At 72.5% G+C, this 20,083-nt stretch carries 20 protein-coding genes; 9 read left to right on the top strand and 11 right to left on the bottom strand.

The features are described from left to right. The first annotated feature begins 72 nt into the window (after positions 1-72). The 3 genes from Voc01_RS49410 (at position 73) to Voc01_RS49420 (ending at position 3,081) form a co-directional block, all read left to right on the top strand. A complete protein-coding gene (locus tag Voc01_RS49410; protein ID WP_203934750.1) occupies positions 73-297 on the top strand; it encodes a helix-turn-helix domain-containing protein in 225 nt (74 codons plus the stop codon). A gap of 20 nt (positions 298-317) precedes the next feature. Further along, positions 318-1,082 carry an enoyl-CoA hydratase/isomerase family protein gene (locus tag Voc01_RS49415; protein WP_203934751.1) on the top strand — a complete coding sequence of 255 codons (765 nt, stop codon included), beginning with the start codon at positions 318-320 and terminating at the stop codon, positions 1,080-1,082. A 64-nt stretch (positions 1,083-1,146) separates the two neighbouring features. Further along, positions 1,147-3,081 carry an ABC transporter ATP-binding protein gene (locus tag Voc01_RS49420; RefSeq protein WP_203934752.1) on the top strand — a complete coding sequence of 645 codons (1,935 nt, stop codon included), beginning with the start codon at positions 1,147-1,149 and terminating at the stop codon, positions 3,079-3,081. Here Voc01_RS49420 and Voc01_RS49425 read toward each other — a convergent pair. From Voc01_RS49425 to Voc01_RS53815, 4 genes are read right to left on the bottom strand one after another with little or no spacing between them, the layout of a single operon-like run. Beyond that, entirely contained in the window at positions 3,046-3,801 is a 756-nt protein-coding gene (locus Voc01_RS49425; protein WP_203934753.1) for an SDR family oxidoreductase, read from the bottom strand. The two genes, Voc01_RS49420 and Voc01_RS49425, sit on opposite strands and share 36 nt — an antisense overlap. Before the next feature lie 22 nt (positions 3,802-3,823). Further along, positions 3,824-4,693, bottom strand: coding sequence for a CHAD domain-containing protein (locus tag Voc01_RS49430; RefSeq protein WP_203934754.1), 870 nt, complete (start codon positions 4,691-4,693; stop codon positions 3,824-3,826). Positions 4,694-4,712: 19 nt separating this feature from the next. Continuing rightward, positions 4,713-5,456: a S1 family peptidase gene (locus tag Voc01_RS53810; RefSeq protein ID WP_239161052.1), complete on the bottom strand. Its 744-nt coding sequence runs from the start codon at positions 5,454-5,456 to the stop codon at positions 4,713-4,715. Beyond that, positions 5,453-6,016, bottom strand: a complete 564-nt coding sequence (locus tag Voc01_RS53815; protein ID WP_239161053.1) for a snapalysin family zinc-dependent metalloprotease — start codon at positions 6,014-6,016, stop codon at positions 5,453-5,455. Before Voc01_RS53815 ends, Voc01_RS53810 begins: the two co-directional genes overlap by 4 nt. A gap of 113 nt (positions 6,017-6,129) precedes the next feature. On the opposite strand from Voc01_RS53815, the gene Voc01_RS49440 reads away from it, so the two are divergent. Next, positions 6,130-7,371, top strand: a complete 1,242-nt coding sequence (locus Voc01_RS49440) for an ArgE/DapE family deacylase (protein WP_203934755.1) — start codon at positions 6,130-6,132, stop codon at positions 7,369-7,371. Positions 7,372-7,426: 55 nt separating this feature from the next. Here Voc01_RS49440 and Voc01_RS49445 read toward each other — a convergent pair whose 3' ends face one another. Continuing rightward, complete coding sequence (locus Voc01_RS49445; RefSeq protein WP_203934756.1) at positions 7,427-9,427, bottom strand: putative bifunctional diguanylate cyclase/phosphodiesterase; 2,001 nt, start codon at positions 9,425-9,427, stop codon at positions 7,427-7,429. A gap of 110 nt (positions 9,428-9,537) precedes the next feature. Between Voc01_RS49445 and Voc01_RS49450 the strand changes: the two genes are divergently transcribed. Next, the gene (locus tag Voc01_RS49450) at positions 9,538-11,019 is read left to right on the top strand and encodes a class I SAM-dependent methyltransferase (protein ID WP_203934757.1); all 1,482 of its coding nucleotides are present in this window, start codon (positions 9,538-9,540) and stop codon (positions 11,017-11,019) included. On the opposite strand, the gene Voc01_RS54360 is transcribed toward Voc01_RS49450, so the two are convergent. Further along, on the bottom strand, positions 11,016-11,150 hold the full coding sequence (locus tag Voc01_RS54360) for a hypothetical protein (RefSeq protein ID WP_275423836.1): 135 nt from the start codon (positions 11,148-11,150) through the stop codon (positions 11,016-11,018). The genes Voc01_RS49450 and Voc01_RS54360 overlap by 4 nt on opposite strands. Between Voc01_RS54360 and Voc01_RS49455 the strand changes: the two genes are divergently transcribed. Beyond that, entirely contained in the window at positions 11,128-11,385 is a 258-nt protein-coding gene (locus Voc01_RS49455) for a hypothetical protein (protein ID WP_203934758.1), read from the top strand. The genes Voc01_RS54360 and Voc01_RS49455 overlap by 23 nt on opposite strands. On the opposite strand, the gene Voc01_RS49460 is transcribed toward Voc01_RS49455, so the two are convergent. The 5 genes from Voc01_RS49460 to Voc01_RS49480 form a co-directional block, all read right to left on the bottom strand. Beyond that, positions 11,375-11,830 (bottom strand): SCO6045 C-terminal-like domain-containing protein, encoded by a 456-nt coding sequence (locus Voc01_RS49460; RefSeq protein ID WP_203934759.1) that lies wholly within the window; start codon positions 11,828-11,830, stop codon positions 11,375-11,377. The two genes, Voc01_RS49455 and Voc01_RS49460, sit on opposite strands and share 11 nt — an antisense overlap. Further along, positions 11,827-12,645, bottom strand: a complete 819-nt coding sequence (locus tag Voc01_RS49465) for an MbnB/TglH/ChrH family RiPP precursor modification enzyme (RefSeq protein WP_203934760.1) — start codon at positions 12,643-12,645, stop codon at positions 11,827-11,829. The genes Voc01_RS49460 and Voc01_RS49465 overlap by 4 nt, the downstream gene beginning before the upstream one ends. A gap of 64 nt (positions 12,646-12,709) precedes the next feature. Beyond that, the gene (locus tag Voc01_RS49470) at positions 12,710-13,582 is read right to left on the bottom strand and encodes a TIGR04222 domain-containing membrane protein (protein WP_203934761.1); all 873 of its coding nucleotides are present in this window, start codon (positions 13,580-13,582) and stop codon (positions 12,710-12,712) included. Next, positions 13,579-14,514 (bottom strand): TIGR04222 domain-containing membrane protein, encoded by a 936-nt coding sequence (locus Voc01_RS49475; protein WP_203934762.1) that lies wholly within the window; start codon positions 14,512-14,514, stop codon positions 13,579-13,581. Before Voc01_RS49475 ends, Voc01_RS49470 begins: the two co-directional genes overlap by 4 nt. Before the next feature lie 41 nt (positions 14,515-14,555). Then, positions 14,556-15,131 (bottom strand): TetR/AcrR family transcriptional regulator, encoded by a 576-nt coding sequence (locus Voc01_RS49480; protein WP_203934763.1) that lies wholly within the window; start codon positions 15,129-15,131, stop codon positions 14,556-14,558. A 152-nt stretch (positions 15,132-15,283) separates the two neighbouring features. Between Voc01_RS49480 and Voc01_RS49485 the strand changes: the two genes are divergently transcribed. From Voc01_RS49485 to Voc01_RS49495, 3 genes are all read left to right on the top strand, one after another. After that, positions 15,284-15,937 carry an HAD family hydrolase gene (locus tag Voc01_RS49485; RefSeq protein ID WP_203934764.1) on the top strand — a complete coding sequence of 218 codons (654 nt, stop codon included), beginning with the start codon at positions 15,284-15,286 and terminating at the stop codon, positions 15,935-15,937. Between the two features lie 141 nt (positions 15,938-16,078). Further along, positions 16,079-17,008, top strand: coding sequence for a serine protein kinase RIO (locus Voc01_RS49490; RefSeq protein ID WP_203934765.1), 930 nt, complete (start codon positions 16,079-16,081; stop codon positions 17,006-17,008). A gap of 65 nt (positions 17,009-17,073) precedes the next feature. Next, on the top strand, positions 17,074-20,079 hold the full coding sequence (locus tag Voc01_RS49495; RefSeq protein WP_203934766.1) for an Hsp70 family protein: 3,006 nt from the start codon (positions 17,074-17,076) through the stop codon (positions 20,077-20,079). Positions 20,080-20,083 lie beyond the last annotated feature (4 nt).

The following is a 20,083-nucleotide window of genomic DNA, read 5'->3' on the forward strand; positions in this document are numbered from 1 at the left end:
CATGATCCAACTAGACGGTCTAATGAGTGAGGACCGCACCATCACCGCCAGCCTGGGACGTGAGGGATCAGCATGGCAGCCACCGCCACCACCAGCACGGAGAAGGGCCGCCGCATCGTCGGAGCGGAACGGCAGACGCTCGCGAAGGACCTTGTGAAGCGGTACACGGGTGGAGAGAGCATCCGTGCTCTCGCCGCTTCGACGGGTCGCTCCTACGGGTTCGTCCACCGGGTGCTCACCGAGTCCGGGGTCCAGCTCCGGCAGCGCGGCGGCGCTCGGCGGCGCAAGAAGGCCTGAGCGCCGCGACCGTGAGCACAATGAGCACAACCGAGAACGACCCGGGGGTTCAGCTACACCGCGACGGGCCGGTGGCAACGATCTCGTTGTCCCGGCCCGAAGTGCTGAACGCACAGACCCCCCAGATGTGGGACGCGCTGCGCCGGTTCGGCAAGGAGCTGTCCGGAGACGTCCGGGTGGTCGTCGTGCGTGGCGAGGGCCGCTCGTTCTCGGCGGGTATCGATCTCAAGGTTGCCGGGGATGGCGAGTTCCACCTGCTCGCCAGCTCCGCCGACGAGGTCGCCCTGGCCCGCATCGAGGGCTATCAGGAGGCGTTCACGTGGCTCCGGCGGCCCGACCTCGTGTCGATCGCGGCGGTTCACGGTCACGCGATCGGTGCGGGGTTCCAGCTCGCCCTCGCGTGTGATCTGCGTGTTGTTGCTGATGATGCGAAGTTCTCCATGGCCGAGATCTCGCTCGGTCTCGTGCCCGATCTCGGTGGCACGAAACCCCTGTACGACCTCGTCGGTCCGGCCCGCGCCCTCGAGCTGTGCGTCACCGGTCGCCGCGTGGGCGCGGCCGAGGCCGAGCGGATGGGCCTCGTGAACCGGCTCGTGCCGGCGGCCGAGCTCGATGCCGCCGTGGCGGACCTGGCGGCGGCCATCGTCGCCGGTAACCGCGACGCTGTCGTCGAGACCAAGGCGCTCGTCGCCGGTGCCGGCGGTCGCGACCTCGACACCCAGCGGAGGTACGAGCGCGAGGCGCAGCTGCGTCGTCTGCGCGACCTGGCGGGTCTCGGCGAATAATTCCTGACGCCCGGCGGTTGATCCGGCCAGGAAGTGTCACACCGTCGGGGTTAGGTAACTGTTCATGAGTCTCCATTCCGGGGGCGGCGGTAACTGGTCGATGCTGAGTTCGCTGCGCCGCGAGGGCGAACTCGGCGACAGACGCGTCGGCTGGGCCACGGCGAAGCGGGTGGCCGCGTTCGCCCGTCCGTACCGCCGCGCCATCGCCGTGTTCCTGCTCACCGTCGTCGTCGGTGCCGTCATCGGGGTGGCCACCCCGGTGCTCGCCGGCGACGTCATCAACGCCATCACCAGGGGCGGGCCCGAGGCGGGCGGCACGGTGGTGCGCATCGCGTTGTTCATCGCCGGGCTGGCCGTGGCCGACGCGCTGCTGTCGCTCGTCCAGCGGTGGTACTCCGCCCGCATCGGCGAGGGCATCATCTTCGACCTCCGCACGAGGGTCTACGACCACGTGCAGCGCATGCCGGTGCAGTTCTTCACCCGCACGCAGACCGGTGCGCTGGTGAGCCGGTTGAACAACGACGTGCTGGGTGCGCAGCGGGCGTTCACGAGCACGCTCAGCGGGGTCGTCAGCAACGTCATCCAGCTCGTGCTCACCGCGGCGGTGATGCTCACGTTGTCGTGGCAGATCACCGCGCTGTCGCTGGTGCTGCTGCCGGTGTTCATCCTGCCGGCGCGCCGGGTGGGCCGCCGGCTGGCCGACATCACCCGGGAGGCGTACGGGCTCGACGCGAAGATGAACGCCACGATGACCGAGCGGTTCGGCGTCTCCGGCGCGATGCTGGTGAAGCTGTTCGCGCGTCCCGAGAAGGAGGCGCAACGGTTCAGCGAGCGCGCCGAGCGGGTGCGTGACATCGGCGTCCAGTCGGCGATGTACTCGCGCACGTTCTTCGTGGCGATGCTGCTCGTCGCGTCGCTCGCACAGGCGTTGACGTACGGGCTGGGCGGGTGGTTCGCGGTGCGCGGCTCCATCAGCGCCGGCACGGTCGTCACGTTGGCGCTGCTGCTCACCCGGCTCTACGGCCCGCTGACCGCACTGTCGAACGTGCGGGTCGACGTGATGAGCGCGCTGGTGTCGTTCGAGCGGGTCTTCGAGGTCCTCGACCTGCGGCCGTCGATCGCCGAGCCGGCGGACCCGAGGCGGGTGCCACCGGGCACCGGCCGGGTCGAGTTCCGCGACGTGCGGTTCCGGTACCCGAGCGCGGCCGAGGTGTCGCTGGCGTCGCTGGAGGACGTCGCGACGCTCGACCGCACCGTGTCGGCCGAGGTGCTCCGCGGGGTCTCGTTCACCGTCCACCCTGGACAGATGGTGGCGCTGGTCGGCCCGTCCGGCGCGGGGAAGTCGACCACCGCGATGCTGCTGCCCCGGATCTACGACGTCACCGGTGGGGCGGTGCTCGTCGGCGACGTCGACGTGCGGGAGGCGTCCCTGCAGAGCCTGCGTGACACGATCGGCGTCGTCTCGCAGGACTCGCACCTGTTCCACGAGACGATCCTCGAGAACCTGCGCTACGCGCGTCCCGACGCCACCGACGACGAGATCTGGGCCGCCCTCGACCGTGCCCAGATCGGCGACCTCGTGCGCAGCCTTCCCGACGGGCTCGACACGGTGGTCGGCGAGCGCGGCTACCGGTTCTCCGGCGGCGAGAAGCAGCGCATCGCGATCGCCCGGCTGCTGCTGAAGGCGCCGTCGATCGTCATCATGGACGAGGCCACCGCGCACCTCGACTCCGAGTCCGAGGCCGCCGTGCAGCGGGCGCTCGCCGAGGCGCTGAGCGGCCGCACGGCCCTGGTGATCGCCCACCGCCTGTCGACGGTGCGCGACGCCGACCAGATCCTGGTGCTCGACGAGGGCCGCATCGTCGAGCGCGGCACCCACGAAGAGCTCGTGACGGCGGCGGGGCTGTACGCGGAGCTGTACCGCACCCAGTTCGCCGACTCGCCGCTCCCGCCGCGGGAGCCGCTAGAGCGCCCGAAGGATTCCGCCGTCGACCGGTAGGGCGATGCCGGTCAGGTAGCTCGCGGCCGGGGAGAGGACGAACGCCGCCACCCGGCCGAACTCGGCGGGCTGGCCCATCCGGCGCAGCGGGATGCGGGCCTCGGTGTCGGCCCTGGCCTGCTCGGGGTCGGGGTTGCGGGCGAGCAGGTCCCGGCCGCGGTCGGTGAGGATGCTGCCGGGCAGCAGGCTCACGACGCGCACGCCGCGCGGGCCCACGGCGTCGGCCAGGTCCTTGGCCCACATGGCCAGGCCGGGGCGCAGGCCGTTGGAGATGGACAGGCCGCTCAGCGGGGTGCGGACCGAGGTCGACAGCACCAGGGCGATCACGCCGCCCTCGCCGAGCTGGCCGGCGATCGTGCGGGTCGTGCGCACGGTGCCGAGGAAGACCGACCGGAACGACTCGGTCCACTGCTCGTCGGTGCCGTCGAGCGGTCCACCGCCGGGCGGGCCGCCCACCGAGACCAGCGCGCCGTCGAGGCGGCCGAAGCGGTCGCGGGCCGCGGCGACGAGGGCATCGGGGGTCCCGGGGTCGGCGAGGTCGGCGACGATGCCCGTGGCGTTCGACCCGAGTTCGGCGACGGCCCGGTCGACCGACTCCCGACTTCGTGACGACACCACGACCCGTGCACCGTCGGCGACGAGGCAACGGGCGGTGGCGAACCCCAGCCCCTTGGTTGCCCCGGTGAGCACGTACACCCGGTCGCTGAGCCCCAGTTCCATGGTCCGACCCTACAAATCCGGATCAGCCGAGCCAGCGACGGGGCTTGCGGGCGGCCCTGCGCACCCGGTCGACCCGGGTGCGGCTGCGTGCCGCGGCCTGCTGCTGGCGGGCCGCGAGCAGCCCGTACGTGAACGTGTTCTCGCCGTCGGTGTAGGCGCGCATCGCCTGCCGGCGCAGCAGGTCGGCGGTCACCACCGCGTCCTGGTGGGCGCCGAGCGCGTCCTGCAGGTCGCCGAGGCGCCTGCGCAACCGTTGCGCGGGCCGGCCGTCGACCGGGCGGAGCACCTCGACGGCGTACCGGGCCCGCTTGTAGGCCTTGCGGGCGTCGTGCAGGTCCCCGTCGCGGTTCGAGCGGCGGGCCCGGTCGAGCCGCTTGTCGGCGCGGCGCAGGTCCCTGCGGGCCGCCTTGCGCAGCGCGCGCTTGCCGAGGGTGCGCGACGGGCCGGTCGCCACCAGGTCGTCGAGGGCGGCGAGGAGCTTCCCGTAGCGGGGCGAGTCGAGCGTGCCGACCAGGGCGTGGCGGGCCCGGGCGAGGCCGGGGGTGAGCCGGAGGCGGTTGCGTACCCGGCCGATGACCAGCTCCGGCGGCTGGTCGTCGAGCTCGGCGCCGAGGCGGGCGGCCATCACGTCGCGGTCGCGGACCTCGCCGAGTGCGGCGGCCAGCCACTTGAGCTCGTCGCGCAGCGGCTGCCACCGGCGCAGGGCCGGGCGGAACGTGCGCAGCGCCGACCGGAGGCGGCGGGTCGCCACGCGCATGTCGTGGACGGCGTCGGGGTCGCCGTGGCGCACGCCGTGCTCGGCCGCGCGCACCGCGTCCCGTTGCTTTTTCAGGAATGCGCCGAGCGGACCGGCGGGACGCGCCGGTCCGCTCGGCATCGACACGGACCTCATGTCGAACGCGTACCCGAAACTATGCGGGCAAACCACCGACCTGGGTGTTGATCCAGGTGCGGATCGCGGGCAGGTCGCCGTAGATCGACGGGCCGGTGGCGCAGGTGGAGTTGTTGTTGCCGGCGCGGCTGGTGGCGCCGATCAGGTTCCAACGGCCGTTGATCTGGCGCACCTGCGGGCCGCCCGAGTCGCCGTAGCAGGCGCCCGAGTTGCCGTTGGTGTTGTTGGTGCAGATCTCGGTGGCGGAGTAGATGCCCGAGCAGCGGCTGTCGGCGACGATCGACGTGTCGAGCTCGTTGGCGATCGTCGGCGCGCTGCCGCACCCGCGCGGTGCGCAGGTCTGACCCCAGCCGATGATGCGGGTGGCGGTGCCGACCGCGCCCGACGACGTCGGGATCGGCGCCGGCGCGTAGGTGACGTTCGACGCGAGCTGCAGCAACTTCACGTCCGACCCGGCCGACGGGTGGTTGACCGCCCGGGTGACCCGGACGACGACCCCGCCGCTGCTGCGGTTGATGCTGCCGACCCGCACCGACGAGGGCGTGGGGCAGTGCCGGGCCGTAACGACCCAGTTCGCCTTGATCAGCGAACCGGTGCAGCCGGACGTGTAGACCAGGAACGAGTAGTTCTCGGTCGCCTGCCGGCCGCCGACGACGAGGATGCCGGGTCCGTCGTCACTGGCCTGTGCCGCGGCGGGCAGCGCCGCCAGCCCGGCGGCCGTGGCGAGCGCGGCCGCGGCGAGCGTGCGTACGAGTCTTCTCATCGGGACTCCCAGGTGAAGGTGGCCGACACGGTCCGGGCGGCGAGCGATCCGGCGAACAGCGCGTTGACCTCGCGCGCCTCGGCCGCGTTCGGGCGGTCGTTGCGGCACGACGCGGGTGCGCTGCTGCCCGACATCAGGTCGGTGCACAGGCCGGTGCGCCGGTCGGGCAGGCCGAGGATGTGGCCGAACTCGTGGGCCGCGATCCGGGGTGGGTAGTGGCCCTGCTGCACCGCCTGGCGGCCCATCCAGATGCGGCCGTTGCCGAGCGAGGTGACCTGGGCGCGCGGCCAGTTGTTGTCGGCGGTGACGGTGATGTTGGCGCGACCACCGGCCGGCACCGGGCGCAGCTGGACGTTGGTGACGCTGGCGTTCCAGTTCGCCGCGCCCTGGTCGACGGCCGCGCGGAACTCGGCGGCGCCGCTCGCGTTGTAGTACAGGATGCGGGCCGCGGCGACCTGGGGTTCGGCCTGTGCGGCCGGGGCGCCGGCCAGCTGTGTGGCGAGGAAAGCCGCCGCTGCCAGGGTTCCTACCGACAGCCATCGGCGTCTTCGTGCGGTCAAGGACCACCTCCGGGGGTGTGGAGTATTGTCCGCTACGCTATCGATACAGCGAGATACGTCAATGTCTTGCCGGGATACCAGGTCCCACCTATCGCCTGCGTTAGGGTGCGGCTGTGGATGATCAGTTACGCACCCTGATCGACCTGGTGCGGATACCGAGCGTCGACGGCACCGACGCCGAGGTCGCCATCGTCGAGACGGTCGCCGGTCTGCTGCGCGTCGAGGGCATCGAGGTCGACTGCTGGCCGATCCCGGTCGCCGACCTGGCCGGGCGTGCCGACTTCCCCGGCATGGAGGTGCCGCGGTCCGCCGCGCTCGGCCTGGTCGCGCGGCTGCCGGGCAGCGGCGGCGGGCGCTCGCTCATGGTCAACGGCCATCTGGACGTCGTTCCGCCCGGCGATCTCGACGCCTGGACCGACGACCCCTTCTCCGGGCGGCTCCTGGACGGGCACGTCTACGGCCGCGGCGCCTGCGACATGAAGGGCGGCGTGGTGTCGGCGCTCCACGCGTTGCTCGCGTTGCGCGGGTCCGCGCTGAGCGGCCACCCGCTGCGCGGTGACGTGCTGTTCGCGGCCGTGGTCGGCGAGGAGGACGGCGGCCTCGGCACGTACGCGATGCTCGACCGTGGCTGGCGGGCCGACGCGTGCGTCATCACCGAGCCGACGAACCTCGACCTGCTCGTCGCCAACGGAGGCGCGTTGACGTTCCGGCTGCGGGTGCCGGGCCGGGCGTCCCACGCCTCGACGCGCACGGCCGGGGTGAGCGCGGTCGAGAAGTTCCAGCCGGTGTTCGCCGCCCTGCGCGCCTTCGAGGCGACCCGGAACGCGACCGTCGACCCGGTGATGGCGCGGTGGGACGTGGCCTACCCGCTGGAGATCGGCACGGTGCGGGCGGGGGACTGGTCGTCGTCCGTCCCCGACCTGCTGGTCGCCGAGGGGCGGTTCGGGGTGGCGCTCGACGAGCCGGTCGCCGTGGCGCGGGCGGCGTTCGAGGCGGCGGTGGCCGACGCCTGCCGGGCGGACCCGTGGCTGCGCGACCATCCGGTGACCGTCGAGTGGTGGGGCGGCCAGTTCGCGTCGGGCCGGTGCTCGTCCGACGAGCTGGTCGCGGCGCTCGTACGGGCCGACGGCCGGTCGCCGTCAGTCGCCTCACTCGGCGACAAGTCAGCCATTTCGGTCGGTGGCGCGCCGTACGGGTCCGATCTGCGGCTGCTCGCCGCCGCGGGCGTCCCCACCCTGCAGTACGGACCGGGAGAGGCCCGCTACGCCCACGCCCCCGACGAACGCGTGCCGGTCGCCCAGGTGCACCACTGCACGGAGACCCTGGTCCGCCTCGCCCGCGACTGGTGCGCGTAGGCCGCGGCGCATGTTGTCGGCGGCGGCGGCGCGGCAGCAGGGCGGGGCGGGGCGGCTACTGGGCTTCGGGGTGTTGGTCGCGGATGGCGGCGAGCACCTCGGGGATGCGGATCTTCATCGTGGCGCCCGGTTCGGTGCGGTGCCTGGCCAGCAGGTCGTCGAGCTTGCCCGGCCGGCCCAGGTAGTAGCCCTGGCCCTTGGTGACGCCGAGCTCCCGCAACGCGTCGACCAGGGGTGCCCGGTCGACGTACTCGGCGACCGTGGTCATGCCCAGCCCGCTGGCGGCCCGCACCACGGCGTCGACGAGCACGCGGTCGACGCTGCGGCTGTCGGCCTGCCGCACGAACTCACCGGCGATCTTCACGGTGGTGAACGGCAGGTGCTTCAGGTAGGCGAACGAGCCGAAGCCGGCACCGAAGTCGTCGAGGCTGAACCGGCAGCCGGCACCGGTGAGGGCGGCGGCGAGGCGGCGGGCCGCGTCGAGGTTGCTGATCGCGGCGGTCTCGGTGATCTCCACGCCGAGCCGCTTCGGGTCGACGCCGGCCCGGGAGAGCGCCGACACCACCCAGTCGCCGAACGTCGGGTCGTCGATGCTGCGGGTCGACAGGTTGACGTCGAGCCACAGGTCGCGGGCCTGTGACAGGGCGCTGATCGCCTCGGTGACCACCCAGCGGTCGAGTTCGCGCACCAGGTCGCCGCGCTCCAGCGCGGGCAGGATGTCGGCCGGCCCGACGTGCGGGTACAGCCCGTCGCGGAGCCGCACGAGCAGCTCGTAGCTCGCCGTCTGCCCGTCGGCGAGCGTGACGATCGGCTGCGCGTCGAGCTTGAGGTGACCGGTGTCGAGCGCGGCACGCACCCGGCTGAGGATGTTCACCCGCTGCACCGCGTGGCGGTACTGCTCGGGCGCGAACAGCCGGGCCCGGTTGCGCCCGGCGTTCTTCGCCTCGTACAGGGCGAGGTCGGCGTGGGCGAGCAGCACCTCGCAGTCGGCCTCGCCGTCGAGCGGAGCGGCGCCGATACTCACCGAGATCCGCAGCGCCTCGTCACCGAACACCATCGGGGTGTCGCTGGCCGCGTGACACAGGTGCTCGGCGATCTCCAGCGCGGTCGCGGCGTCGCAGCCGTCGAGCAGCGCGGCGAACTCGTCGCCGCCGAGCCGGCCGAGCACCGCGCCCTCCGGCAGGTGCCGCTGCAGCCGCCGGCTCAGCGACCGCATCACCTCGTCGCCGACGGCGTGCCCGCGCAGGTCGTTGATGTCTTTGAAGTTGTCGACGTCGACCAGCAGCAGCGCGCCGCCGCCGGTGCGCGCCGACAGCGTCGCGTCGAGCCGCGCGGTGAACGAGCGGCGGTTGACCAGCCCGGTGAGCGCGTCGTGGTCGGCGAGGTAGGCGAGCTCGTCCTGCACCCGGCGGATCTCGGTGATGTCGTGCGCGGTGCCGAGCACCCGCGTCGGCGTGCCGTCGGCGTCGGTGAACACCTCGCCGTAGCACTCGAACGTGCGCAGCGTCGCGCGGTCGGCCAGGTACATCCGCAGCGTGTAGTTGAACTGGCCGCCGGTGGTCAGCGCCTGCCGTAGCGTCGCCTCGACCATCGGCAGGTCGTCGGGGAAGACGTGCGCCCGGAACATGTCGAAGTCGAGCGTGGTGCCGGCGGGGAAGCCGAACGTCGCCATCGTCGCCTCGGACCACGTCAGCTCGGTGGTGCCGAGGTTCCACTCCCAGGTGCCGATCTTGGCGATCCGCTCCACGTGGGCGAGCCGCCAGGCGTGGTTGTCGGCGGCCGTGCGGGCGTCGTGCAGGTCGGTGACGTCGGTGATCTCGTACAGGAGCCGGTCGCCGACCGGTGTGCACGCGACCTGCAGGTGCCGTTCGAGGCCGTCGGCGTCGACGAACGACGCCTGCACCGGCGGACCGCCCGCCACCGCGCCGGCCAGCGGCAGCGTGGGGATGGCCGGGCCCGCGAGGTCGCGTAGCGCGCGGTTGAACCAGACCGGATCACCGCCGGGGGTGGTGAGAAGCAGACCCGCCGAGATCGCGTCGACGACCGCTTCTGGCATCGAGCCGGATAAGGCCCCCACAACACCCCCATCGATGCCCTTGATCCGAGCGGAGAGTGTACCGATCGATGGCGCACCGCAGTGACCCCGGCTCCTGATAGGAATGCCGGGTGGAGATCCTCTTTCCCGGCCGGCACCACGTGCTCACCCGCTTCCAGGCCCGCTACCTGCGCGAACAGCGGGCCGACACGATCATCTGGGCCGTGACGAGCGCCAACCACCAGAACACGAAGCGCAACCCGGTTCCGTTCGACCGGCGCGAGGCCGCGATCGAGCGGTTCAGCATCGCCGAGGGCCTGCGCTCGCTGGTGATCCCGGTGTTCGACACCGCGCACACCGAACGGTTCGCCGAGGTGACCCTCAAGACCATGGAAGCGTCGATGGGACGCGCGCCAGAGCCCGAAACCTGCCTCGTGGCGTGCTCCACCCCCGAGGTGGCCGCGATGTACGCCGAACTCGGGTTCCGCATCCTGCCCGTGGAGGCCGCCGAGCCCGACCCGCAGCCGGCCAGGCCCTGGGACGTCCTGCTGATGCTGGCCGCCGACGACGGCGACTGGCGCGACCTCGCCCACCCCGCGACCCTCGACGTCTTCGACCGCTACGGCCTCGACGCGCTGGTGCGCAGCGTGGTCAACGACCCGGTGGTCGGCGACGAGGGCGGCCTCACCACGACCCGCGACTACCGCACCTACGCCGAGGCATTCGAGGAGAGCGCGGCCCGCAAGTGGACCGCCGTGCGCGAGCACGTGCGTGCCGGCCGCATCGTCGACATCGGCTGCGGTGCCGGCGCCGTACTCGCACTGGCCGACGCCGAACCCGCGCTGCGGGAGAGCGACCTGATCGGCGTCGAGGTCGCCCGCCACCTCTACGAGGAGTGCGTGCACCGCAAGGCGCAGGGCGGCTTCCGCAACCCGAACGTCTACTTCTACCAGCGCAACGTGCTGGGCGGTGCGGTCCTCCCGCCGCGGTCGGTCGACACCACGTTGACGTTCGCGCTCACGCACGAGATCTGGTCGTACGGCACGGGCCTGCCGTCGGTGCGGGCGTTCGCCGAGGCGATCTTCGAGCACACCGTGCCGGGCGGCGTGTGGATCAACTCCGACGTCTGCGGTCCCGACGACCCCGGCCGCACCGTGCGCCTCACGCTGCGCACCGACGACGGCGCCAATCCCCTGTCGCCGCGGAAAGATCTCGAAGAGCTTCCACGGGACCGCGTGAGCGCGTACGTGTCGGGCCTGTCGACCCGCGCGCGGCTGGACCAGTTCGCCGTCGACTTCCGGTTCCCGTTGCCGTACACGCCCGTCGACGACGCGACCGTGGAGCTGCCGCTCGGCGCGGCGATGGACTACCTGACCCGCAAGGACTACGCCGACAACTGGCTGTCGGAGGCGCACGAGCAGTTCTGCGGCCTCTCCTACGCCGACTGGGTGGCGCTGCTCACCGACGTCGGTTTCGAGGTGGCGCCGGCCTCGCACGCCTGGCGCAACGACTGGATCGTCGACAACAGGCTGGCTCCGGTGGCCCGGCTGGACGACCTGGACTGGCCGGTGACCCACGTGCTCCTCGTCGCCCGGCGGCCGGTGAACACCTAGGCGTAGTGGGAGCGGAGGTCGGCGGCCAGGAGGTGGTCGAGCGGCCGGTCGGGCAGCACCCGGGAGAGCCGGGTCATGACGGCCGCGTCGCGGCCGATGGTGTACCGGGTGCGGGGCCGGCGGTCGGTCACCGCGCGGGCGACCACGAGCGCGGCCTTCTCCGCGCACCTCTACCGCATGCTGTTCAGCACGCCCGACGGCGACCCCGGTGCGCTCGTGCGCGCCGCGTCACGGGCGCAGGACGAGTTCCTCGGCATCGTCGCCGCGGTGGTCGGAGAGGCCGACGCCCACCCGGGCACCGACAAGTGGCGGACCACCGCCGAGGAGCTGATCGCGACCCTGGTGGAGCTGACGGCTAAGCGGTGAGGACGCGGGTCTTCGCCCGGCCGATCCAGCGCTTCGCGAACCCGGGAAGCCGGCGCGGCTTCGGTGGGCGGGTGCCGTCGTAGCGCCAGTGGCCCTCGCGGGCCGCGAGCTCGGCGAGCGCGTGCCGGCGCCCGGGTCCGGCGGGGATCCCACCGGTGACGGCGAGGTAGCGCGCGAGGTCGAAGCCGTCGCAGAGCGAGCCGCGGGGCGGGCGCTCCGCGGCCCACGCGCGGAACGTCGCCCTCCACTGTGGACCGAGCGCGGCGGCGAGCCGGGGCCAGGTGTGCGCCACCTCGGAGGCCCGCTTGTTCAGCAATGACGACCTGGCGACGGTGAACAGGCGCTCGTCGAACCCGTCCGGCACCGGCGCACCGGCGACGAGCGCCTCGGTGAGCCCGGCCAGCTGGTCACCGAGGCGGGCCCGGGCGGCGTCGACCTCGTTCATGCCGTGATCCGCTCGACCCCGGCGGCGGCCGCGATCGCGTCGAGCTCGGCGGACAGCTCGGCCGCGGGCGGGTAGTGGCCGTCGCGTTCCAGGATCAGTGCCGGCGGAAGGTGCCGTCCGCACAGCTCGCGGACCAGGTCGAGCACCTCGGGCGGGGTCGCGTCGGTGTGGGTGTCGTGGTAGATCCCGTCGTGCTCCTCGCCGCCGGCGACGTGCACGTAGGCGACGCGTTCCAGCGGAAGCTGGTCGAGCAGCGCGGTCGGCTCCTCGCCGCGGTTGACCGCGTTGGCGTACACGTTGGCGATGTCGAGCAGCAGCAGCGCGCCGGTGCGGTCGAGGATCTCGACGAGGAACTCGGCCTCGGTGAGCTCCGGGTCGGGCCAGTCGAACAGCGCGGCGATCGGTTCCAGCGCGATCGGCACCGGCAGGTCGGCCTGCACCCGCTTCACGTTGTCGACCATGACGTTCACCGAGTCGCGGGTGCGCGGCAACGGTGTGAGATGCCCGACCTCCAGGCCGCCGGCCCGGCAGAAGCTGATGTGCTCGCTCACCCACGGCGAGCCGAGGGCCTCGGCGCACTCGGCCATGTGCCGCACCCGCTTGCGGTCCACCGGTTCGGCCCCACCGAGCGAGAGCTTCACGCCGTGCGGGATCACGGTGACGCCCCGCTCGCGCAGCGCCAGGAGCGCCGGCGGTGGATCGGACGGCCGCACGGACTCGGCGATGACCTCGGTGAACCTCAGGCCCGGCAGCTCGGCCACGTAGCCGGCGATCTCGGGCCGCCAGCCGATTCCCACCCCGTACCGCGTGTCCATGGGTCCCATGGTGCGTCGCCTCCACAACCGACGCCCGGCACCGGCCGGGATCTGAACCGAACCTTCATGGACCGCCGCACCCGCCGCCGCAGGACGGGCCGCCCCCGCAGGACGGCCCGCCACCGGATGGCCCGCGGCCGCGGCGCGGCGCCGCCCTTCCGGGGGCGTCCGGTGCCGGTCGGGGCGGGTCCGGGGAAGCGTATGGCAGCTCGTCGATGCCCCGGGCCAGGCCGGGATCGAGGGGCAGCAGCACGGTCGTCCCGAACAACCCGACCGCGACGGCGGCCGTCGCCGCCCCGTAGGTGCGCAGGCTCGGCCCCGCGTCGGGGTGGAGGTGCGCGTTCGCGTCGGTGAGCTGGCGCAGGGCCAGGCTCCCGTGGGTGGTGAGCGCAGGTACCCGGCTCAACCGCACCGCGGCGTAGAACACCGCACCCGTCGCGATGAGCGGCCAGCCGAACGGTCGCCCGGTCGCCGCCGCGCGAATGACCATGACCGCACCGACGAGGGCAAGCGCCCACATCGGGAGGGCGGTCATCTTCACCCCCGACCGGGTCGACCCGGACACGAGCCACCCCCGGCGCATCAGGTCGGCACCCGTCGAGGCGAGCTCGTCGTACACCGGCCCGGGATGACGCAGCAGGCCGGTGAGGCCGGGCTTGCCGGTCGTGGCGGCGTGCACCGTCTCACCCAGCGTTCCCCAGATCCGCGGCGCGGGCCCGGTGCGCACGACCGCGCCGTCGGTGAACGCGATGGCACCGTCGACCCGCAGGCCGCCGAGGACGGCGGCCACCGCCCGCGACGGACCACCGACCAGGTAGCCGACCCGCGCACCGTCGAGGTCGGTGCCGTCGACCGGGTGCGGGCCGAGGACGGCCCGCCGGCGGGCGAGGACGGTACCGACCCCGACGAGCACGGCGGCCACCAGATACCAGGTCATGCGATCCACACCCCGCATCCGGCGCCGCTGCTCCCACCGCCGCCGCCGCCGCCCGCGGCGTCAAACCCGCCGCAGCCGTAGATCGGACGGCCGTCCTCGTCGTCGTACGTGGCCGCCGCCAGCGCCGCGTCCGCCTCCGCCGTCTGGTCACGCACCGACACCGACGACAGTGGCAGGTCGGTGTCGACCATGGCCGACAGGCCGAACAGTCCTACGGCGACCGCGGCGGCGGCCGGGCCGTACGTCCGCAGCGCCGGGTTCATGCCGGGGTCGAGGTGGGTGTTGCGTTCCCGCGCGCGACGCAGCGTCCGGAGGCGGATCGTCTCCATCGGCACCGGCTGGCTGCCCACCACCGCGCCGGCGACCAGGCCCACGACCGCGAGCAGGATCAGCGGCACGTCGGTGACCGCCCGGAACGGTGGCACCAGGACGGCCCAGGCCAGCGTCGCCGCGCTCAGCAGGAGCACCGGGATCCCGCAGGAGACGAAGTGCCGCGGCGGCACGTCGGTGCGCTTCCAGGTGTCGTCGAGGTCACCGCCGAGGTCGCGTACGGCGTCGCGGACCGCCGGATGCCGTCCGAGCCCGCCGATCGGGGGCTGCTCGGAGGCGGCGGACAGCACCGCCGTCGACAGCGGGGTCGCGGACCCGTCCGGCAACCCACGGCCCGTGGGAGCGAGCGTGTTGTCCGACCATCGGTAGGTGACGGCGCCGCCGACCCGCAGGCGGGCCACCGCCGCCTCGATCGCGCCGTTGCCGCGGTCGCTGAGGTAGCCGAGCTGCTCGCCGGTGAGGGTGGCCGGGTCGAACCGGTCCTGCCCGGGCGGTGGCCAGGCCAGGGCCATCCGTCGGGTCCGGCGGTTGCCGTGCTTGATCAGCAGCACGCCCACCGCGGCGACGAGGACGAGGACGATGACGTCGCGTACGACACCCATGACTCATTGTGGTCTATGGGTGTCAAGGGTCACAGCGTCGCCTACCGGGCCCTTCGAACGGTTCCCTCGATGAGATCGAGCACCCGGCCGAGGTCCTTGGCGGGCCGGCCCATCGCCAGGTGCAGCACCAGCCCGTCGTAGGCGAGCTCGAGGAACTGGGCGAGGGCCGCCACGGGAACGTCGGCACGCAGCGCGCCGGCGTCGCGCTGGCGGCCGAGCCGGTCGCGGGTGGCGGTGGCGATCGCCTCCGACCGGGCCGCCCACCGGTTCGCGAACGCCGGGTCGGTGCGCAGCCGCCGCGACACCTCGAGCTGGGTGCCGAGCCACCCGGCCTGGTCGGGTTCGTCGGCGTGGGCCAGCAGGTCGCGCATCACCTGCACCAGGCCGTTCTCGGCCACCGTGGCGACCATCGTGGCGGCGTCGTCCTCGGCCACGGCGAGGAACAGCGACTCCTTGTCGCGGAAGTGGTGGAAGATGGCGCCCCGCGACAGGCCCGTCTCCTCCTCCAGCCGGCGTACGGTGGCACCCTCGTAGCCGTGCCGGGCGAAGCACGCCCGGGCGCCGGCGAGGATCTGCCGACGCCGGGCATCGAGCTGGTTCTGGCTCACCCGGGGCACCGGTTGATTATGCAAGACGTACGTACGGCTTACATAATCCACCGGCCGTCGAGGCGGATCCAGCGCCCTGGATGTGGCTACCGAATTTTCATGATTCATTTGGGGGTCAAGGGGACTGTCGCCGATCGGATAGTCTGCCGTAATCTCCCGGCGTGCCCCTGTTGTTCCTCAGCCTGGACAACACCCTGCTCGACCGGGCGGGGGCGTTCCGGGCCTGGGCCACGGGATTTCTGGCCGAGATCGGGGTATCCGACTCCGAGGTCGACTGGCTCGACATGGTCGACGCCGACGGGTTGACCTCGGCGTGGGACCTCGCCGACGCGATCCGGGCCCGGTACCGGTTGCGGCGCCGCCCGATCGACCTGGTCGAGGAGATCCGCGAAGGCCTGCTCGCCAACCTGCGCCTCGACCCGCTGGTCGCGTTCGCGTTGCAGATAGCCACCGACGCGGGGTGGCTGCCGGTGGTGGTGACGAACGGTGAGACGCAGGTGCAGACCGAGAAGCTCATCCGCACCGGCCTGATCCGCAAGGTCGCCGCGTACGTCATCTCCGATGACGTCGGTGTCCGCAAGCCGAACCCGCGCATCTTCTCGATCGCGGCCGACCGGGTGGGCGGGCGCCTGTCGGGCGCCTGGCTGATCGGCGACAGCCCCGAGGTCGACATCGGCGGCGCCAACGCGTTGGGCATCCCCAGCGCGTGGATCCGGCGCGGCCGGCCGTGGTCGGACGAGCGGTTCGCGCCGACGATGCAGTGCGACGGGCTGATCGAAGCCGTCGCCGCGGTGCTCGCCACGAAAACCGGTTGACGGTCGCCGCCGGCGCGCGGCAGAGTTCTGACGCGCGTGCCGCAACGGCACAGCTGCTCACAGAAGAGAAGGAGGTCCAGCCGTGGCTCCTGTCAAGGGCTTGCCCCTGCCTCCGTTCCCTTCTTTCGAGGAGTTCCTCCGTTGCGAGAGCACGACCTCGGCGGTGGGCGGTCGAACCGTCGCCGCCGCTTTGACGATGACGAACCACGCTTTGTAAAGCGTCGCCGGCCCGGAGCACAGGCTCCGGTCGCGGTCGACGAACCGGATCCCGACGGGCCACCCACCGGCGACCGGTGGTCCACGTTCACCGACACGGGCACCCTGCACGGGCCGCAACCCTGGCCCGACTGGGTCGTCACCGACGACGGTGCGATCGACACCGAACTCGGCATGCTGAAAACGGGCAAGGAAGCCGATGTCTTCCTGATCGAGCGGTCGGGTCCACTGTCCGGGCGCAGCGTCCTGATGGCCGCGAAACGGTACCGGGCCGCCGAACACCGCATGTTCCACCGCGACGCCGGTTACCTGGAAGGGCGCCGCGAGCGGGAGTCCCGCATGAACCGGGCCACCGGCAACCGCACCGCGTTCGGTCGCGAGGTGATCGCCGGGCAGTGGGCGGGCGCGGAGTTCGCCGCGCTCGGCCGGCTGTGGCAGATCGGTGCGGAGTACGGCGGCGTCCGGGTGCCGTACCCGGTGCAGCTCGTCGGCACCGAGCTGTTGCTGGAGTTCATCGGCAACGCCGACGGGGAGGCCGCGCCGCGGCTGGTGCAGACCCGTCCGGGCTGGGACGAGCTGCGGTCGCTGTGGAGCCAGCTGGTCGACGCGCTCACCGTGCTGGCCCGCATGGGGCTCGCGCACGGTGACCTCTCCCCGTACAACGTGCTGGTGCACGAGGGGCAGCTGGTGCTGATCGACCTGCCCCAGGTGGTCGACGTGGTCATCAACCCGCAGGGGCGGGATTTCCTGGCCCGCGACGTCACCGTGATGGCCCGGTGGTTCGCCGCCCGGGGTCTCGAACACGATCCGTCGCAGCTGATCGACGATCTGTTGCGCGACGCCGGGGTCAGGTAGAGGCATTCCATGTCGCGGGCATCGTTGCCGTACCATCGCCGGGGTCCAGCGAGGGGAGGGCAGGCGTGTCAGCATTGCGTCTGGCGATCGACCTGGGAACCTCCCACACCGTGGCGGTGGTGCGGCGCGAGGCCGAACCGAGGCCCTTGCTGTTCGACGGCTCGCCGGTGCTGCCGTCCTCGATCTTCTCCGAGCCGCCCCGACTTCATGTAGGCCGTGACGCCGAGCGGATGGCCCTGATCGACCCGAGTCGCTTCGAGCCGCACCCGAAGCGCCGGGTCGACGAGGGCAGCGTGCTGCTGGGCAACACCGAGGTCACGGTCGTCGACATGTTCGTCGCCCTGCTCCGCCGGGTGGTCGCCGAGGCCGCGCAGACCGGCGTCCACGTGGGCGACGGGGTGGTGCTGACCTGTCCGGCCGACTGGGGCGCGTCCCGTCGCAACGTGCTGATGCACGCGGCGAACGTCGCCGGCCTCGGCCCGGTGCAGCTGGTCGACGAGCCGGTCGCGGCCGCCACCTACTGCATGGAGGTCATGAGCCAGCAGGTGCCGATCGGCGGTGCGGTGCTGGTCTTCGACTTCGGCGGCGGCACGCTCGACTCGTCGGTGCTGCGGCGCGAGCCGGGCGGCCTGCGGGTGCTGTCCGTCGGCGGGCTCGACGACCTGGGCGGTGTCGACATCGACGCCGCGCTCGTCGGCCACCTCGGGCAGCTCATCCAGATGCAGAGCCCGCGGGTGTGGCAGCGGATCACCAACCCCGGCACGGCCAGCGAGAAGCGCGAGCGCAAGCAGTTCTGGGACGACGTGCGCGCCGCGAAGGAGATGCTCTCCCGGACGACGTCGGCGCCGGTGCACGTGCCGGGTACCGACAGCGCCCTGCACCTCACCCGCGACGAGCTCGAGCGCGTCGCCGGTCCGCTGATCGACCGGGCGGTCGACGAGACCCGGCGGGTGCTGCGCGCGTCCGGTATGGAACCCCACGCGCTGTCCGGGCTGTTCCTGGTAGGCGGGTCCAGCCGGATCCCGCTGGTGGCCAGCCGCCTGCACGCCCGGTTCGGGCTGGCGCCGGTGGTTCCGGAGCAGCCCGAGCTGCCGGTCGCCTACGGGGGCTTCGTGGCGGCGGGCGGGCGCACGACCGGCCAGGCCGCCGGCCGGGCCACCGCGTCGGGGTCGATCGCACCGCCCGGTCGGCCCGGTCCGCAGCACGGTCCCCAGCACACCCCCGCGCACGGGCATCCGATGGGCGGACCGGCGAACGCGCCGCAGTCGGCGCCGCCGAGCGTGCCCCTGTCGGCGCCGCCGAACACGCAGCAGGTCGCCGGGTTCGCGTCCGGGCCGGTCGGCTCGTACGCGCCGTCGAGTGGCGGGCCGGTGCCCAACGCCCCGGTCAGCGAGGGCGCGAGCTACCCGCCGTTCGCGTCGTCGGGCACGATGGCGCCGGTTCCGCAGCAGCAGTTCGGGCCGCCGCCCGGTCCCATGGCGCCGGCGCCCGCGCAGCAGATGGCGCCCCAGATGCCGCCGCCCATGACGCCGCCTATGCCGCCGCCCATGACGCCGAGCATGATTCCGCAGCGCCCGCCGCGCCGCCGCGGAAAGCTGCGGTACGTGATCATCGCCGTGGTGTCGGTGGTCGTCCTGGCGTGCGGATCGGGCGGGATCTGGGCGTACAAGTCGCTGAGCAACTGGTTCGAGGACGTCTCCGACGGCAGTTCCGCCGCCGACGACGGCAAGTTCGGGCCGGCCGGCGACCTCAAGCAGGCCGGCACCGCGTCGCTGCCGGGCAACGGGTCGCTCACCACGGCCGTCGCCAACGGGGTGACGTACTACGCCGCGGTCAACGGCAGCTCCGTCGAGGTCGCCGCGCTCGGCGCCGACGGCGCGGAGAAGTGGCGCAAGAGCTACCCGGTCGAGCCCACCGAGCTCCGGATCACCGCGACCGGCACCGTGCTCCACATCGACTGCGAGAAGGCGGCCACGCACGGCGGCAAGAACGTGCGGCTGGTCGTCGACGCGGCCACCGGCGACAACAAGATGCTCCGCCAGTACGACGACGAGCGGGTCACCCACTTCGTCGGCAACGACGCGTTCATCGAGATCAACAACGGCTCGTCCAACGGTCGCGTGCAGCGGGTCGACCTCGCCAGCGGCGCCGTCAAGTGGGACTCGATCGTCCAGCCGCAGCGGCCGAGCAGCTTCGACATCCTGGCCGTGCCGGCGATGGTCTACGCCGCCGACGGGCCCACCGCGCAGCAGGGCATCCCCGGCCCCGTCTCCGGTCTGCTGAACCGGGCGCCGACCGCCCCCGACTTCCGTCAGGCGGTCGCCGTCGACCCGGCGACGTTCGTCGGGCTCGACTCGGTCAAGGGCATCGCCACCGTGTACGACGCCAGCACCGGCAAGGTCCGCGGCTCGGGCGCCGTGCCGTTCGACGGCGAGGCGTTCAGCGTCTACCAGGGCGTGCTGGTCGGCCGGCTCGACGACAAGACCTCGCCGGGACGCCTCACGGTCGCCGGCTACGGGACCGACACCTTCGCGAAGCGGTGGGAGGTCCCGCTGCCCGCGGGCGCGCGCATCGAGCAGATCAAGCCGTGCGGGCCGCAGCACATGTGCGTCCTGTACAACGCCAACAGCACCTACACGCTCATCTCGATGGACCTGAAGTCGAGCAAGGAAGCCTGGAAGCAGACCTTCACCAGCACCCTCAAGCCCGAGTGGTACCTGATGAAGGCCGGCCTGCTCCTCGGCGAGTGGCAGATCGGCAACGTCGGCAAGCCGGCCATGCACGACGTCGCCACCGGAGCCAAGAAGCAGGCCCTCGACGGCGGCATCACCAGCGTGGCCGCGATCGCCGCCGACGACCGGTGGGTGCTGATCCGGACCATCCGCTACCTGGGCAGCGGCAAGGGTTCGGTCACCACGGTCGCCGCCGTCGACGTCGAGACCGGGAAGCTGTCGTCGCCGCTCGACGTGGGCAAGTCCGCCGACCAGATCGAGAACGCGTCGATCGCGAAGGGCACCGTGGCGGTGGTGTCGGAGAACCGCCAACTGGTGATCGCGCAGACCCCGTCCTAGTGTT

It is taken from the genome of Virgisporangium ochraceum (genome assembly GCF_016863655.1).
GTDB lineage: Bacteria > Actinomycetota > Actinomycetes > Mycobacteriales > Micromonosporaceae > Virgisporangium > Virgisporangium ochraceum.

Coding starts and splice junctions, on each gene's coding strand:
- Voc01_RS49410 (WP_203934750.1), top strand. CDS start 73: ATGGCAGCCACCGCCACCACCAGCACGGAGAAGGGCCGCCGCATCGTC.
- Voc01_RS53810 (WP_239161052.1), bottom strand. CDS start 5,456: ATGAGAAGACTCGTACGCACGCTCGCCGCGGCCGCGCTCGCCACGGCC.
- Voc01_RS49465 (WP_203934760.1), bottom strand. CDS start 12,645: ATGGACACGCGGTACGGGGTGGGAATCGGCTGGCGGCCCGAGATCGCC.
- Voc01_RS49425 (WP_203934753.1), bottom strand. CDS start 3,801: ATGGAACTGGGGCTCAGCGACCGGGTGTACGTGCTCACCGGGGCAACC.
- Voc01_RS49420 (WP_203934752.1), top strand. CDS start 1,147: ATGAGTCTCCATTCCGGGGGCGGCGGTAACTGGTCGATGCTGAGTTCG.
- Voc01_RS49470 (WP_203934761.1), bottom strand. CDS start 13,582: ATGACCTGGTATCTGGTGGCCGCCGTGCTCGTCGGGGTCGGTACCGTC.
- Voc01_RS49445 (WP_203934756.1), bottom strand. CDS start 9,427: ATGCCAGAAGCGGTCGTCGACGCGATCTCGGCGGGTCTGCTTCTCACC.
- Voc01_RS49460 (WP_203934759.1), bottom strand. CDS start 11,830: ATGAACGAGGTCGACGCCGCCCGGGCCCGCCTCGGTGACCAGCTGGCC.
- Voc01_RS49415 (WP_203934751.1), top strand. CDS start 318: ATGAGCACAACCGAGAACGACCCGGGGGTTCAGCTACACCGCGACGGG.
- Voc01_RS49430 (WP_203934754.1), bottom strand. CDS start 4,693: ATGAGGTCCGTGTCGATGCCGAGCGGACCGGCGCGTCCCGCCGGTCCG.
- Voc01_RS49475 (WP_203934762.1), bottom strand. CDS start 14,514: ATGGGTGTCGTACGCGACGTCATCGTCCTCGTCCTCGTCGCCGCGGTG.